Origin of the sequence: Streptomyces sp. NPDC056061, from assembly GCF_042266885.1 — a bacterium.
GTDB lineage: Bacteria > Actinomycetota > Actinomycetes > Streptomycetales > Streptomycetaceae > Streptomyces.
In genome coordinates, this window is the sequence record NZ_JBHJWQ010000033.1 from 1 (window position 1) to 15,784 (window position 15,784).

The following is a 15,784-nucleotide window of genomic DNA, read 5'->3' on the forward strand; positions in this document are numbered from 1 at the left end:
ACTGTCCGCCAGTACATCGAACAGCAGAATCGTCCGCTGTGACCTGCGGGTCAGAGCAGTCTTGAGAATCGCTTCACCTCCCCCGTGAACGGGGGGAGCACTGCGATTAGCCCCGGTAGCAGATGAGAGTGCAGCCGATGGCGGCGAGGAAGCATCCGGAGGTTTCGCTCGATCAGATATCGCGCGCAGCCATGGGTGAACTGATATTGATCAGGCATGGCCAGACCGAATGGAGCCTGTCGGGCCAACACTCCGGCCGCACCGACATCCCGCTGACTGACGCGGGCGAGGCCGCGGCCGAGTCGCTCGCTCCGAGGCTTGCCCGACGCCATCTGGTCGCCGTGTTCAGCAGCCCGCTGAGCCGCGCCATGCGGACGGCCGAGTTGGCCGGCCTGACCGGCGTCCAGCCCGATCCCGACCTGATGGAGTGGGACTACGGAGGGTATGAGGGTCTGACCGCGGCGCAGATCCAGGAGACAACGCCAGGTTGGGACCTGTGGCGGGACGGCGTGATTCCCGGCGAGGAGCTCCAACAGGTGGCTGCGCGCACGGACGCGGTGCTGGACCGGATCCGGCCACTGTTGGCCGATGGCGACGTCGCCGTCGTCGCCCACGGTCATCTGGCGCGCGTGCTCACCGTGCGCTGGCTCGGCCTGGACGCGTCCGCCGGCCGACTGCTCGGCCACCCGCATCCAGGCACGCTCAGCTTCCTGGCCGCCGAGGACGAGCAGCCCTTCATCGCCGCCTGGAACGTTCCGTAGCGGCAGACCGCTGCCCCACCCCTGCCGCGAGAAGCGCCGGAGGCAGATGAGCGCCGCGGCGATCCCGGCGAAGGCCAGGAAGTGTTTCCGCCTTGCGCTCGTAGCGGCGGTGGAGGCGGTGGCAACCAGCCGGCCACCGTCCGCCCCGGCGTTCCGCGGACGACCCCCACAGGCCTGATGCCGTGCCGGGCAAGGAGTTCCGCCAGGTGCCCGCCGATGGCCGACGTGGCTGCCGTGACCACCACATTCCGCATGCCGGGCCGGCAGAACCGTTCGACCATCAACGTGGCCGTCAGCGGATTGATGTAGGCGAAGCAGGCGACCTCGTCGGGCAGTTCGTCCGGCACCGGAACGCACCAGGAGTGGCCGAGCCGCTTGTACTGCTGCCAGTTGCCCGCCGTCCCGAGCGGCAGCACCCGTCGGCCCACTGCTCCGGCAGGCACCCCCGGCCCGGCGGATGCGATCACACCGATGCCCTCGAACCCGGGGACCATGGGAAAGGAGATCCGTGACGCATACGCGCCCGAGACGGTGACCGCGTCGGAGGGATTGACCGTCGAGGCGAGCATGCGCACCAGGACCTCGCCCGCGCCGGGAACGGGGGGATCGCCCACGTCCCGGACGGTCAGGACATCGGCGATCCGGCCGGGAGAGCCGGCGACGGCGGCCGGCATCGGCAGTCTCCTTCCCAGGGCTGTCCCGCCAATCCGTGCCTGCGCGAGAACGTCTCATCCTACGAGCAGTGGAGGACACCCCCGCCTCCGGCGTGCGCCCGGACCCGGCCATCTGCCGGGCGGCGGCTGTCGGCAGTACTCGCACGACGGCGGGATCGTCGGCGATCTGCCGGCGGACGGCACCGGCCGGCCCTTCCCGCCGGTCGGTGCCGTCCCGGGTTGCCGGGAGTCCGGTCCGCTCAGGACGGCACGGCCGGGCACCTGGTGTCGCGTGGTGGCACGGTGAGGTCGGTCAGGTAGCCGTCGACGGTGTGCTCCATGCAGGGGCCTCTGGTGACGCTGCCGTGGCCCCGGCCCTCGTAGGTGAGGAGGACGCCGCTGCGGCCGAGTTGCCGGGCCACCGAGACCGCCCAGGGGTAGCCGGTGGCGGGGTCGTGGAGTGCGTTGGACACCAGGATCGGCGGGGCGCCGTGGGCCGTCAGGCGGTGCTGCGGGTTGGCGGTCGGCGCGCCCAGGCACGCCGTTGTCATCTGGATCGGCAGCAGGGAGGGCAGGTCGGGTGCGGTCCTGTTCATCACGCCGACGAGTGAGGCGTATTCCTGGTGGTCGCGCACCGGCAGGCGCCAGTCCGCGCAGAAGACGGGGGTCGTCGGCGGCAGCGGCGACACCGAGGTGGGTGAGGCGGGGATCGGGCTGCTCGACGCCATCGCGGCGATGGCCTCCGCCAGGCCCGCATGGTCGACCGTGTAGAACTTCTTGAAGGCGATCACGTTGACCAGATCCGCCGACGAGAGGGGAGTTCCCGGCTCTGCGGGGTTCTCCAGCTCGCCGAGCCGGGCCCGGGTCAGCAGCCCCTGCCAGACCGTGCGGACGTCGCGACCGTGCAGTGCGCAGGCCGGGTTGCCGTCGCACCATTTCACGAACTCGTCGAAGGAGTCCTGGGCGGCGGTCGCCTCGGACCGCAGGAACTCCCGGGTGGTGGACACGCTGTGGTCCATCACGCTCTCCAGCACCATCGCCCGGACCCGGCGCGGATGGGCCTCGGCGTACTGTGCCCCGAGCAGTGTGCCGTACGAGCTGCCGTGGAAGGTCAGTCGGGCCTCGCCGAGGGCGGCCCGCAGGGCGTCCAGGTCCTGGACCGTCTGGGCGGTGTCGAGATGGTCGAACACCGGGCCTGTGCGGGCCCGGCAGTCGGCGCGGAGCCGCTTGTTGTAGGCCAGGGTGGCGTCGAAGTCCGCCTGGCTTGCGAGCTCCGGTGACGGCCGCTGGGCGAGCAGGTCGCCGGAGCAGGTCACGGGGTTGCTGCGGCCCACGCCACGCGGGTCGAAGCTGACGATGTCGAATCTGCGGCGGACCTCGGGACTGAACCGGCCGATGTTGCTCACCACCTGCTTCACGCCGGAGTCGCCCGGGCCTCCGGGACCGAACACCATCGAGCCGACGCGTGCACCGGGTTCGGTGGCCTGGCGGCGGGCCACGGCCAGGCCGAACGTCGGCCCGTCCGGGTGGGCCCAGTCGACCGGCACCGTGAGGGTGGCGCAGTCGGCGCCCGGGCGGTCCGGGTGGTCGCACGGGGCCCATCGCAGGGCTCCGGTGGTCACCGGCGCCGCGTTCACGAGGGGTGCGGCGGCAAAACCGGCGACGGCGGCAATGGTGGCTCCCGCGACCATGGCCGTGCTGCGTACGGCGGCGCGCCGTAATGCGGACCTGCCTCTGAACGGCATGATTCGTCCTCCTGACGAGACTGGGCGTGCGAGCCGGGCTCACGAAGGACGCAGGCCCGGATGGGACTCCTTGGGACTCCCTTGGGACTCCTTGAGCACGCTAGGTGCGCCGTCGGCCGCCCGGTGCCGTTGTCAGGGGCAGTTCCGGGGCGGGTCAGGGATGAACCAGGGCCGCCGTGGAACCGCCGAACGGCGGAACCTGCGGAATGTGCGGGTGGTCCGGGGGCACTCGTCGTCGGCCCGTGGGCCGCCACGTCGCTGCTCCTCGGCAGTTCCTCGACACCCCGGTCCGAGGCCGACGGAGTTCATCGACGACCGGCGCCCCGGGCCGCTCCCCCGGCGGCCCGGCAGGCCCCTTCGCGGCGACGAGGACGGCGCGGCCGAGGCGTCTCCCGTCGGGGCTCGGCCGAGGTGTCTCCTGTCGGAAACCGGTTCCCGCGTCGGGTGAAGGCCGTAGAAGCATTGAGGGCCGGGCGGAAGGCCGCGATACTGACGACCGGCCCACGTGATCAAGGGAGGACACATGAGCCAGGTCGTCACGGGGACCATGGTGCGCGTCGAGAACGTCCACAAGTCGTATGGCCGGGGAGCCGCCACGGTCCACGCCCTGCGCGGTGTCTCCTTCGAGATCCCCCGGGGTGAGCTCGTTGCGCTCAAGGGGCGCTCGGGCTCCGGGAAAACCACGCTGTTGAACGTCGTCGGGGGGCTCGATGCACCGGACGGGGGCCGGGTCACCGTGGACGGCCTCGACCTGTCGGAGCTCGGCGAGGACGGCCTGCTGGCGCTGCGCCGGGACCGGGTCGGCTTCGTCTTCCAGTCCTTCGGCCTCATCCCGATCCTGACGGCCGCGGAGAACGTGGGCGTGCCGATGCGCATGCGCCGGGCGGACGTGCGGGAGCGCGAGGAGCGGGTCGAACTGCTGCTGTCCCTGGTGGGCCTCGCCGACCATGCGGCCCAGCGGCCCGGCGAACTCTCCGGCGGCCAGCAGCAGCGGGTCGCCATCGCCCGTGCCCTGGCGAACAACCCCTCGTTGCTCATCGCCGACGAGCCCACCGGGCAGTTGGACGCGGAGACCGGTCATGCCGTGATGGAACTGCTGCGGGCGGTCGTGCGCAGCGAACAGGTCACCGCCCTGGTGGCCACGCATGACGCGACGCTGCTCGGCCTTGCCGACCGGGTGCTGGAACTGCGCGACGGGGAGATACGGGACGCGACGGAGAGGTAGGCCGGGCCACCGCCCGGGTGGCGGCGCCGGGCGCGGGCGTCGGCAACCACGTCACCGAGCCGTTCGGCATGGACGAGTTGCCGGGCCGCCTCCGGGCGGCCGTGCGCGCCGACCGGCAGCGGAGAGGGAGGCGGTGCCGGTCGACAGCGACGGGTTCGCCGTCGGCCGGGCCCGCCCAGGCGCGTCGTCGGGGCGAGCGGCCCGCGCACCCGCACCTGTGGTCCGGTCGTGGCCGGTGGTCAGCTGTGCTCGCTCTCCGATCACGGCCGACGGTCAGCCGCGCTCGCTGTCGTCCGGCCATACGGTGATGTGGTCCTGCTCCAGATCCAGCGCCACCCGGTCGCGCATGCCGAGCGCGCTCGTGTACTCGGCGGGCAGTTGGAGGCGGCCGGCCCGGTCGAGCATCGCGTACTCGCGGGCCACCAGCGTCTCGTGGCCGGTGGTCTCGTCGACCTCGCTGCGGCGCAGGACCTCCGTGGAGGTGCGGCCGTCGCGGATGGCGACCGTGCGGCGGACCTCGGTGGCCACGGCGCGGTCATGGGTGACGATGACGATGGTGGTGCCCAGCTCCTCGTTCGCCGTGCGGAAGGCGGCGAAGATCTGCTCGGCGGTGTGGGAGTCGAGTTCGCCGGTGGGTTCGTCGGCGAACAGCACCGCCGGGTCGCAGGCGAGGGCCACGGCGATCGCGACCCGCTGCTGCTGGCCGCCGGACATCTCGTGCGGGCGGCGGCCCCGGCAGTCGGCGACCTGGAGCAACTCCAGCAGTTCCAGGGCACGTTCGGTGCGGGCCCGGGAGCGGCGCCACCCGCCCGCCAACTGGAGGGGCAGGGCGACGTTCTGGGCCGCGGTGAGATACGGCAGCAGGTTGCGGGAGGTCTGCTGCCAGATGAAACCGACCACCTTGCGCCGGTAGTTCAGGCGGTCCTTCGCGGTCATGGTCAGCAGGTTGTGGCCGGCCACCTGGGCCGCCCCGGCGGTGGGGGTGTCCAGGCCGGCCAGGATGTTCATCAGGGTGGACTTGCCGCTGCCCGACGCGCCCACCAGGGCCATGAGTTCGCCCTGGCGGACGAGCAGGTCGAGGCCCTGGAGGGCCTGCACCTCCACGCCGTCCGTCGAGAAGACACGGACGAGTCGGTCGCAGGTGATGAGGGCGTCGTGGCCGTAGGCGGGCCGGGTGCGGGTGGCGGTCGCCTTGTCGGCCAGGTCGGCGAGGGTGGGATTCGTCGTCATCGGTCTCCTTGGTCCATGGGGGGCCGCGGCCGGGCGAGGATGCGCCGGGACTGTCGCGTGCGGACGAGGCCGTCGGGGCGGAGGCCGGGACCGCCGGGTCCGCCGCGGTCCGGGGCCGGGGCCGCCGGTTCCGCCGGGGCCGGGGGCCGGAGTCGCCGAAACCCCCGGGGTCCGTCGCCGGAGCCGCCGGGGACGGGGTGTGCCGCCCTTCTCACCTCGTGTCACCCGCTCTCAACTCCCGCACCGCACCTCGCCTGACCGCCCACCACGCCTGTACGCCGGCGATTCCCACCGTCACCGCCACCACGGACAGCGCGGGCACCATCAGCGACCAGGCGTCGGCGTGCAACGGGGTCTGCTCCGGGGCGGCGACCGAGGCCGGCAGGGCCACCGCCGTCAGGTCCATGCCGGGGGACAGCAGGCGGATCGCGACCCAGCCGGTCAGGATGCCGCCCGCCGCTGCGAGCACGGCCTGCGGCAGGGACTCCAGGACGAGCATGCGGCGGCCCTGCCGACGGGTGAGGCCCATGGTGCGGAGGCGGGCGAGCAGGGCGATGCGCTCGGGCGCGGCGCGCAGGAGTGACAGGAGCAGCGCCAGCACGGCGTAACCGGCGCCCGCGGCCACCGCCGCCATGTAGAGGTGCTCCACGCCGGACTGGAGGGGCGAGTCGACGTACCGGGCTCTCTCGTCGGCGCGGAGGCGGACCGACACCGTGTCTCCGGCCGCCTCGCGCAGGGCGCGGCCGTCCGCTTCCGGGCCCGTCACCAGCAGCGTCGTCGGGTTGGCCGCCGCAGCACCGAGGCCGGCGCGGTCCACCACCAGGAAGTCGGCGCCCGTCACGGCCGGAGTGGTGTCCCGGACGAGGACTATGCGAACGGTGACACTGCTGCCGTCCTCCGTGGTGAGGGGGAACGGGGCCGAGCCGTGGGCGTCGGCCATGCCCGGTGAGGCCACGGCGGGCAGCACGGCGCCGTCCTCCCGGTCCTTCTTCAACACGTCCCCGAAGAAGGCACCGAGCCCCGTTCGCCTCGTCAGCTCCGCGTAGCCACCGGGATCCACGCCCACCACCGGCATCGCCTGACGCCCGTCGCCGGGCCTCTTCTCGTGTGCGACGCTCACCGCCGTCGCCTCCCGCACGCCGGAGACCCGGCGCACCCGGTCGGTCAGCCCCGCGGGCAGGGTGCCCACCGTCGAATCCAGTCGGGCGTCGGCCCCGACGGCGAGGAGCGCCGCGTGGTCCCGGCTCTCGCCGATGCCCGCCAGGACCGAGCCGCCGAACGAGGCAGTGGTGAGGGCGGTCAGCAGGGCGAGCAGCGGCAGCACCGCGGACGCCGAACTGCGGCCCGCCCGGGCCAGGGACAGATGGCCCACCACACCGCGCAGCCGCCCGGCCGGGCCGACCGAGGCACGCAGGGGAAGGGGGTAGAGGCGGACCAGCAGCAGCGCGGCGATCATCCCCACCAGCACGGGGGCCGCCGCGATCAGCTGATCGCCGGACCCGCCGGACGTGCCCTGTCGGCGCAGGGTCACCACCGCGCCCACGGCCACCGTCACGAGCGTCAACTCCGCGACCGTACGCCGCCGGGACGGCCGTACGGATGTCACGTCGTGGCGGAGCGCGGGGATGCGGATGTGCCGGTGGGCGGCCACCGCGCGCAGCGGGAGGGCGGCGCAGGCGACGACCGTGACGGCGAGGGCGGCCAGTGCCGCGGGCAGGGTCCGGGCGCCGGGCAGGGCCCACACCGCGACGGCCAGGCCGAGCGCCCCGGCCGGGACGGCGACCACCGTCGTCTCCGCGAGCAGGCGGGCGGCGAGACCCGGCAACGAGGCGCCGCGGGCGCGCAGCAGGGCCAGTTCGGTGCGGCGGCGGTCGGCGGCCAGGCCGCCCGCCATGGCCAGGACGACGACGGCGACCGCACCGCTGCCGAACGCCGCGATCGAGATCAGCGTGGAAAGGCCGGAGCGCAAACGGGAGTAGGAGGCGAGCACGTCGTCGAGGTCGGTGGAGGACTCCATGAGGAGGTCGGCGGCCTCGCGCACCTGCTGGAGACTGGGGCCCGACTCCAGGGAGGCGACCGCGGATTCGAGCTCGCCCAGGTCACGGAGGTGCAGGGTGTGCGGGGCGGGGGCCAGCCGCCAGTAGCGCTTGGGCAGCTCCTCGACGCGCAGGAGCACGGGGGCTGCCTCGGGTGCCAGCAGCAGGGCGCCGAGCCAGTACCGGGGCGAGTCCGGGTCGGCGGGCACCACCCGCGTCAGCGCGGGCGTGCGCAGCAGGGGTTCCGCCGTCCAGTAGGCGCCGTCCCGGTCGCGCGGGGCGACGATGCCGGTGACCCGGACGGTGAGCGTCCCCTGGCTCGCGTCGGGGACGTGCAGGACCGACCCGGCCCTGATGTGCAGGCTCTTGGCGGTGTCCGCGCTGACCGCCGCCTCCACCTCGGGCGTCGTCGCGGTGAGCGTGCCGGACGCGCGTGGCAGACGGCCCTCGCGCAGCCGGGCGTGGTCGGCCAGGCCCGCCTGCGCGACGAGGGCGAACCGGGCGGGCTGCCCGCTCGGCCGGGGCAGCCAGGGGTCGGACACCTCGTGGTTCACGGAAGTGGTCACGCCGTACGACGACTGGCCGAGGTCGGGGACGAAGGGGCGCCGGAGCGTGCCGAGGATGCTTTCGTAGTCGTGCTTCACGGTGGCGGGGCGCAGTAGTTCCTCGCGCTGGTCCTGCGGCATTTCCACCGTCAGGGGTGCCGGGGCGGACAGCTGGACGACGCTCTGGGAGGCGGGCGTCCGTTCGACGGAGCGGCGCAGGCCCGCGTCCTCGTACCGCTCCAGCGCGCGCGGGAACGCGGCGGCCAGGCAGGCGGTCACCGCCACCAGCAGCGCGAGGGCGAGAGCCGCACCGGGGGCCGACCGCAGACGGGTGCGGACCCATGGTGCGGTGGCACGTTCCCCACGCCTGAACGGGATCACCACGTCACTCACCCTCCCGCAGCACCTGCACCGGATCGGACTGTCGCACCGCCAGCAGCGCCACGACGACGGCCGGGACGGCGGCCACGGCCGCCAGCAGGGCGGCCACCCGCAGCGGCGGCAGTTCCACCAGCAGGTCCGGCACCGGTCGGGTGGCCTCGCCGGTCAGGACGATGAGCGGCAGCACCGCGCGGGTCAGGACGATGCCCAGGCCCGTGCCCACGGCCAGTGCCAGCGCGACCAGGACGCCGTGCTCGGCCGTGACGGCACGGGCCAGCCGGCGGCGTGGGGCACCCAGGGCACGCAGGATCGCGAACTCGGCGTTCCGTTCCCGCAGCGCCCCGGCCGCGCTCACCGCGAAACCGAGCGCGGCCAGTACCGCCGCCGCCCCGGCCGCCGCGGTGAACGCGGCCTCCGGGCCCGCCCCAAACGGGTCGTCGCGCAGCCCGGCGGCTATCTCGTCGCGCACCACGATCTGCCCGGGATCGAGGTCGGGTCGGGCACGCAACGCGGTGGCGATGCCCGCGCCGTCCGAGGGCGAGTCCGGCTGCAGCCACCACTCGGTGGGCGCGAGGACGGCCCCGTAGCGTGCCTGGAGGGCCCGGTTCACGGCGCGCAGATCGAGGAGCACGGCGCCGCCGTCGTCGTCCTGCTCCCCGCCCCGGGTCGTCGGCAGCTGCCGCAGGGCGCTCACGATCCGCACGGGCACGTTCTGCCCGTCGAAGGCGATGTCCATCGTCTGGCCGGGACGGGCGCCGGTGGAGGCGAGGAAGCGGTCGGTGACGAGGACGGCCACCGCGGTGGTTTCGGGCTGTGTCACCTGCATGCGCAGCGTCAGTGACGGTCTGAGCCAGAGCGCGTCGGACGGGACGTAGCCCGTGCCGTACACCGCGGTCGGGTGTGCGGCGGGGCGGACGCGCGGGCGGGCGGGCGAGGTCCTGGGGTTGGCGGAGCCCGGCCCGTTGGTGCCGGAGGTCGCCGTCCAGGACGCCGGCAGGGTCAGTCGCTGTGCTGTGCCGGCGGCGGTTGTCGCGGTCAGGGCGTCGAGGGTCAGGGTGTGCTGTTCGGCGTGGAAGGACGGCACGGGCAGCACGAGCTGCACCCCGGTGAGCGTCAACGGCCCGTGCTTGTCCGGAAGTTCGACGGACAGTGTGTGCGGGCGCCCGTCGGCCGGGAGGGCTCCGGACGGCAACGAGTAGGGGACGCCGTGGTCGTCCTCCAGCGTCTGGGTCACGGTCGCCGCGCTCTTGGTGCCGCTCAGCGAACTGATCAGGGTCGCCGTCAGCGTCAGCCGGGTCGCCCCGGCGGGCACGCGCGCGCCCGCCGACTCACCGGGACCCAGCTCCGCCAGCAGTCGCTTCATCGGGGCGGGCGCCAGGTCCGGGCGCAGCAGGACGGTGTCCGCCGCGCGCGCGGTGTCCAGCGCCAGCACCGTCGCCGTGCGATTCCCCGACAGCGACAGGGTCGTCCGCGCGGCGGGAACGGCCTCGCGGACGTGGGGCACAGCCGCGTAGTCCTGCGTGCGGCCGAGTTCGTCGCCGCCGGTGCCCAGGATCCGCACCGGCGCGCCCGCCGCGAAGTCGGCCCGGTCGCCCTGCAAGCGTTCCCAGGAGGAGCCCTGGCCGATCGCCAGTACGCCGAGCGCGACGGCGAGGACGAGCAGCAGGACGGGACCGGCGCCGCGCCCAGGACGGCGGCTGAGCTGCCAGCCGGCCAGCGCCGCGGCCAGCCCCCGCCCGCCCGTCGCCCGACGCTCGGCGAGCCGGGCGGCCAACGGCAGCAGGCGCAGCGTCAGGACCGCGCCGGCCAGCAGCGCGAGGGCGGGCGCGGCGACCAGCAGCGGGTCGATGCCCAGGGCGCCGGTCGTGTCCGCGCTCACCGCGCCCGACGTGCGGCGGTCCAGCTGCCAGTAGGCGACCCCGGCCACCGCCACCAGCCCGAGATCCGCCCCGGCCCGCAGCGGGGCGGGCAGGGCGCGGGCGCGGGACGAGCGGAACCCGGTCGGCGCGACCGCCGACAGGGTCACCGCCAGCGCGCACCCCAGCGCCACGCCGGCCGCCGTCAGCCACACGCCGAGCCGTCCGCCGGCCGGTACCTCCAGCTCCAGCCCGAGCCGGGCCAGTGCCCCCTGCCCGGCCAGCAGCCGGACCAGCGGACCGGCCAGCAGCGGGGCGATCAGCAGCGCGGGCCCGGCCAGCAGCAGCGCCTCCCGGGCGGCGAGGCCGGCGAGGGTGGCGCGGGAGGCGCCGCGGGCGCGCAGCAGCCGGGTCTCACCGGTACGTTCGGCGGCGAGCAGCCGGGCCACGAGCAGCAGCGCGCAGGCCGCGAGCAGGGCGAGTTGGAGGGCGACGATCAGGAGGGTGGAGCGGGAGACGAGCAGGGAACGCTCGACCCGGTCGAGGAGCTCGGGAAGGGCGGTGCTCGCGGTCGTCCCGCCGGCCGTGCCGCCCTTTCCGTCGTTCCCGGTGGGCAGTTTGAGCAGGGCGGCCGGCCCGGTGCGCGCGGAGGTGCGCAGGGCGCCGATGCGGTCGGCGGTGAGGCGGGTGAAATCGGCGGAGGCGAGCCACGCCGCCCCTCCGGCGCTCACCCGGCCACCGGTGACGACGGAGGGCGCCGTCAGCAGGGGGCCGTAGGTGGTGAAGGTGGACGCCCGTACGCCCCGACCGCCCAGTTCGTCCAGCAGCCAGTAGGGGGAGTCCGGTTCGGCGGGCCGGTACACGCCGGTGACGAGGATCCGCACCGGCGGCCCGTCGAGCCGGTCGGTGACGGTGAGGCGGGCGCCCGGCGCCAGTCGCAGCCGCCGCGCGGCGGTCTCGGGCACCGCCACCTCGACGTCCGGTACGCCCGCACGTGGCAGACGCCCCTCGCCGAGCCGCACCTGCGTGGGGTCTAGCGCCGCGAAGTGCGTGAGGTCGGGTTTGTCGCCGGGCCGGGGGGCTGCGCCCCGGGCGGTTGCGGGCAGGGCGTACGGGCCGGAGCGCACCAGCGTCCGCACGGTCACCGGCAGCCCGTCGAAGGTACGGCGCGCTTCGTCGCGTACGGCGGTGTCGACGGTCACGCGACGATCGGCCGCCACCTCGGCCTTGACGACCAGCGCGGCATCGGCGGCGTTGCGCGGCTCGGCCAGCGAGTGGCGCAGGGCCGCGTCGCCGATCGCGGTCGAGTAGGCGGCCAGGGCCGCCAGCATGGAGGTGGTGAGCAGGACGATGACAAGCGCAGCGGTGATCAGTGGGCGATGCGCCTGCGCCCTCGCCAGGACGAGCATGGCACGCCCCGAACGCCCCCTGTACGTCGCCACTCGGCTTCCCCCACGCCTCTGCCGTCACTGCCACTCAGACCTTCCGGTGATGTTGTCAGACCGGACGCGGTGGAGTAAGTGATGGTGAAGCGGGCTTGATCGGATTGTGACGGGAAATGACCTGCACACCTCAAGAGCTGGAGATGTGGGGTACCCGAAGAATTCGGGTGCTGCGCGAGGAGCGGCCCGTCACGATGAGGATCATGAGTGACCAGACGCGTGGAAGTCGGCAGGACGTGGGAGGGGCTGACGGTCTGGGGAGGAATGGGAAGTGGACCGGTGAGCGACGGCATGCGACTTCGGTCCCGGGCGGAGGAGGGGGCGGTGGCGAAGGCGGCCTCCCCTGTTCGAGCGAAGCCGAGAACGCGGAGAACCTCGCGACCGGCGAGAACGCGGGAGGCGGACTCGAAGGGCATCGGAGGCCCGCCCCCCATTGCTCCCCAGCTCGTGAACGCCCGCTCGCCCTGGTCACGGGGGCGACGGGCACCGGAGGCCGGAGGCCGCCGCGGAGCTGCCGGGGCTCCGGCTGTACGCGTTGCTCGTTGCGCGGCGGCCGAACTCGGCCCCGTGCCGGGTGACTTCGCTGCCGGGTCCGACGGCCAAAACCCCCTGGGGCCGAACCCGTGATGTCGTGACCGGCCCGATGGTCGGGCCAGTGGTCGAGCCGGGCCGGGTGGTCGGGCCGGGCGGCGACACGGCATCACGAGCGGGCGGCGAACGGATCTGTGGGCGCCGTGCCGCCCGGCGTGGGGGTCAAGGTCTCGTCGTCACTCGGTGAGGACGAGGCTGACGTTGTGTCCGCCGAACCCGAACGAGTTGGCGAGCGCGGCGGTCCACCGACCGGTGCGCAGCTCGCCGCGCACCACGTCCAGTTCCACGCGCGGGTCCAGTTCGTCGAGGTTGCGCGTGGCCGGCACCGTGCCGTCCTTGAGCGCGAACAGAGCGGCCATGGCGCCAACCGCCCCGGACGCGCCCATCATGTGGCCCGTCATCGACTTCCGGGGGTGCCGCCGGGAAACGAGTCGCCCCTCCTGCGACACGGACGGCTCCCCCACATCGCCTTCAGCTCCCCGGAACACCTCCTCCAGCACACCCGACGCGGCCTGCGGCACACATCCGGTCCCGCGACCGGCGGGCGCCGGGCGAGCCGGACCTGGCGATCGCGGCCCTGCGGCAGGCTTCGCCGTCGCCGGGTCCTCGGTCCCGGGTCCGGCGGACGCCCGCATCGCCTGCCACCGATCGTCGGTGGCAGGCGCGGGGTCGCCGGCATCGCATCGGACCGCGGGCCGTCCGGGAGGGGCACCCGGGCGGCCGGTCTCGTACGCGCCGGCGGGTCAGGTGTCCATGGCGGCCTCCAGGGGGCTGAGATTCGCGGCTCGACGAGCCGGGAGGGCGGCGGCGAGGACGCCGACCGCGAGCGCGAGCACACAGGTGAGCAGCAGCGTTCCCCAGGGGAGGGTGAAGGAGTACTGCTTGATGGAGCCGTTGGCCAGGGAGCTGACGGCCCAGGCACCGAAGACGCCGCTCGCGAGGCCGAGGACAGTGCCGAAGACGGCGACGGTCAGGGCCTCCAGACGGATCACGGAGCGGATGCCGGCACGGTGCATGCCGATGGCGCGCAGGACGCCGATCTCCCGGACGCGGTCGGCGACGGACATGGCCAGGGTGTTGGCGATGCCCAGGGCGGAGATGACGGCGCCGAGGAGGAGCAGACCGTACATCAGGTCGAGCACGGTGCCCATGGCACCGGCGGCCTCCCGGACGAAGTCGTCGCGGCTCTGGATCTTCAGCAGCGGGTTCTTGCCGGTGGCGTCGAGGAGCCCGGCCCGGGAGACGCCGCCGTCGTCGGCGGCGACGAGGACGCGCTGGACGTACTCGGTGTTGCCGTCGGCGCGCCGCATCTCGCCCCGGTCGCCGATGGCGTCCGAGGCCGTGGGGTTGTCCCGGTAGATGCCGATGACGGTGTAGGTCTTGACGTCATCGCTGCCGGGGCGGGGGCTGGTCCTGGCCCGGCTGCCGACCTTCAGACCGTCCTTGCGGGCGGTGGTCTCGGAGACGGCGATGCTGCCCGGTTCGAGGCCCTTGAGGGAGCCGGCGACGAAGTCGAGGGCCAGTACGGAGTTCACGGTGCCCGGATCGATGCCGGTGACGCTCAGCACGTCGCCGGCGACGATCAGGCTGTTGTCGACGACGGCGCTCGCCGCCCGCACGCCCGGGGTGTCGGCGATCTTCCGGACGGTGGCCGGGTCGATGCCGGTCATCTTGTCGGCGCTGATCAGGTAGTCGGCGGTGAGACCTGCGGCTGCCTGCCGATCGAGGGCCTGGGCGCCGGAGTGGCCGATGGTGGCGAGGCCGGTGGTCAGGGCGGTGCTGACGATCACGGCGGCGGCGGTGGCGGCGGTGCGGCGCGGGTCGCGCAGCGCGTTGTCGCGGGAGAGCCGACCGGTGATGCCGAACCGGGCGGTGAGCCGTCCGACGGCCCGGACCACGGGGCCCGCCAGGACCGGGGCGAGCAGGAGCAGGCCGATGACGAGGAGGAATGCGCCGGCCATCGCGTTGCGGAGGTTCTCGTCCGAGGCGTCCTCGGCGCCGGAGAGGGAGATCTGCAGCCCCGCGCCGCCGAGGACCAACAGCAGCCCCGCGATGGCCCGGTAGCGGGAGCGGGCGGCGGGCGGCGGCTGGTGGGCATCGCGCATCGCCTCGACCGGAGCGATCCTGGATGCCCTGCGGGACGGCAGCCAGGCGGCGAGCGTGGTGAGGCCCACACCCAGAACGAGGGCGGCGATGACGGGGGTCGGGCCGATCACGAGTGGTCCGGTGGGCAGGGTCTTCCCGTCGACGGTCATGAGGTGGGGCATGGCGGCGGCGATGCCGAGGCCGAGCGCGAGGCCGAGGGCCGAGGAGACCAGTCCGATCGCGGCGGCCTCGCACAGCAGCAAGCGGATCACCTGACGGCGGGTGGCGCCGATCGCCCGCAGGAGCGCGATCTCCCGGCTGCGGCGGGCGACGAGCATGGTGAAGGTGTTGACGATCAGGAACGACCCGATGAAGAGGGCGACGACGGCGTAGACCAGCGCGATCTTCTCGAAGCTCCGAATGCGGGCGCTGTTGTACCTGTTCTGCTGGTCGGCGAGGTCGCCGGCGGTCGCGACCTCGACCCGATCGGCGGGCAGCATCTCGGTGACGCGCTCGGCCAGTTCGAACTCGTCGACGCCGGGCTCGGCCGACAGGTCGATCGAGGAGTAGGCGCCTGGGGCGGAGAACAGCTCACGGGCGGTGGCCCTGTCGAACAGGGTCAGAGTGCCGCCGCCGGAAGTGACGCGGGTGTCCTTGGTGGTGACGATGCCGACGAGGCGCTTGGTCATGACCGGGCCGTCGGTGGCGAGGGTGACCTCGTCCCCGACGGCGAGCCTGCCGCGGGCGGCGGTGCCGCTGTCCACGGCGATCTCGTCGGCGTTGCGGGGCGCGTTGCCCTCGGCCAACGGGAAGCGCGGGTCCTTGCCGTCGCGTCCCGGAATCCAGGCGTCCGCCCTGTTGCCGCTCCTGTCGTCGCTGCGCAGCGAGTTGCCGTCGGCGGCGTTCAGCACGGCCGAACCGTCGATCGAGGGCCGGACGGAGGAGACACCGGCCACGTCGGCGAGTTTCGCTGCGACCGCGCCGTCGAGCACCGGCCGCCCGTCCTTCGGCGCGGGCTCCCCGGGCCGGGGTGGCCCGGGGGCGATCCGGACGGCGATGTCGGCGTAGTTCTCGGAGGCGGCGGCGCGGTGGGCTGCGACGGAGGACTCGCCGAAGACCAGGGCACCGCTGACGAAGGCGACGCCGAGGCAGACCGCGAGGACGCTCATCAGCAGGCGGGCCTTCTGCGCCAGGACGTTGCGCAGGGCTGTTTTCAGCATGGGTGGGCTTCCGG

The 15,784-nt window shown here is 73.9% G+C and carries 8 protein-coding genes and 1 pseudogene; 2 read left to right on the forward strand and 7 right to left on the reverse strand.

Annotated elements, in window-relative coordinates; all coding sequences use genetic code 11:
* Nucleotides 1-191: 191 nt before the first annotated feature.
* Nucleotides 192-761 (forward strand): histidine phosphatase family protein, encoded by a 570-nt coding sequence (locus ACFC79_RS32250; protein ID WP_376247728.1) that lies wholly within the window; start codon nt 192-194, stop codon nt 759-761.
* 350 nt (nt 762-1,111) lie between these two features.
* On the opposite strand, the pseudogene ACFC79_RS32255 reads toward ACFC79_RS32250, so the two are convergent.
* Nucleotides 1,112-1,435: pseudogene (locus ACFC79_RS32255) on the reverse strand (alcohol dehydrogenase catalytic domain-containing protein); the annotation flags it as partial.
* Between the two features lie 239 nt (nt 1,436-1,674).
* Nucleotides 1,675-3,105, reverse strand: a complete 1,431-nt coding sequence (locus ACFC79_RS32260; RefSeq protein WP_376247603.1) for an alpha/beta hydrolase — start codon at nt 3,103-3,105, stop codon at nt 1,675-1,677.
* Between the two features lie 577 nt (nt 3,106-3,682).
* Between ACFC79_RS32260 and ACFC79_RS32265 the strand changes: the two genes are divergently transcribed.
* Complete coding sequence (locus ACFC79_RS32265; RefSeq protein WP_376247606.1) at nt 3,683-4,384, forward strand: ABC transporter ATP-binding protein; 702 nt, start codon at nt 3,683-3,685, stop codon at nt 4,382-4,384.
* 273 nt (nt 4,385-4,657) lie between these two features.
* On the opposite strand, the gene ACFC79_RS32270 is transcribed toward ACFC79_RS32265, so the two are convergent.
* The 5 genes from ACFC79_RS32270 to ACFC79_RS32290 form a co-directional block, all read right to left on the reverse strand.
* A complete protein-coding gene (locus tag ACFC79_RS32270; RefSeq protein WP_376247608.1) occupies nt 4,658-5,614 on the reverse strand; it encodes an ABC transporter ATP-binding protein in 957 nt (318 codons plus the stop codon).
* A 211-nt stretch (nt 5,615-5,825) separates the two neighbouring features.
* On the reverse strand, nt 5,826-8,588 hold the full coding sequence (locus ACFC79_RS32275; RefSeq protein ID WP_376247611.1) for an FtsX-like permease family protein: 2,763 nt from the start codon (nt 8,586-8,588) through the stop codon (nt 5,826-5,828).
* Entirely contained in the window at nt 8,581-11,841 is a 3,261-nt protein-coding gene (locus ACFC79_RS32280; protein ID WP_376247731.1) for an FtsX-like permease family protein, read from the reverse strand. The genes ACFC79_RS32275 and ACFC79_RS32280 overlap by 8 nt, the downstream gene beginning before the upstream one ends.
* Nucleotides 11,842-12,641: 800 nt before the next feature.
* A complete protein-coding gene (locus ACFC79_RS32285) occupies nt 12,642-13,100 on the reverse strand; it encodes a hypothetical protein (RefSeq protein ID WP_376247614.1) in 459 nt (152 codons plus the stop codon).
* Nucleotides 13,101-13,208: 108 nt separating this feature from the next.
* Complete coding sequence (locus ACFC79_RS32290; protein WP_376247616.1) at nt 13,209-15,770, reverse strand: ABC transporter permease; 2,562 nt, start codon at nt 15,768-15,770, stop codon at nt 13,209-13,211.
* Nucleotides 15,771-15,784 lie beyond the last annotated feature (14 nt).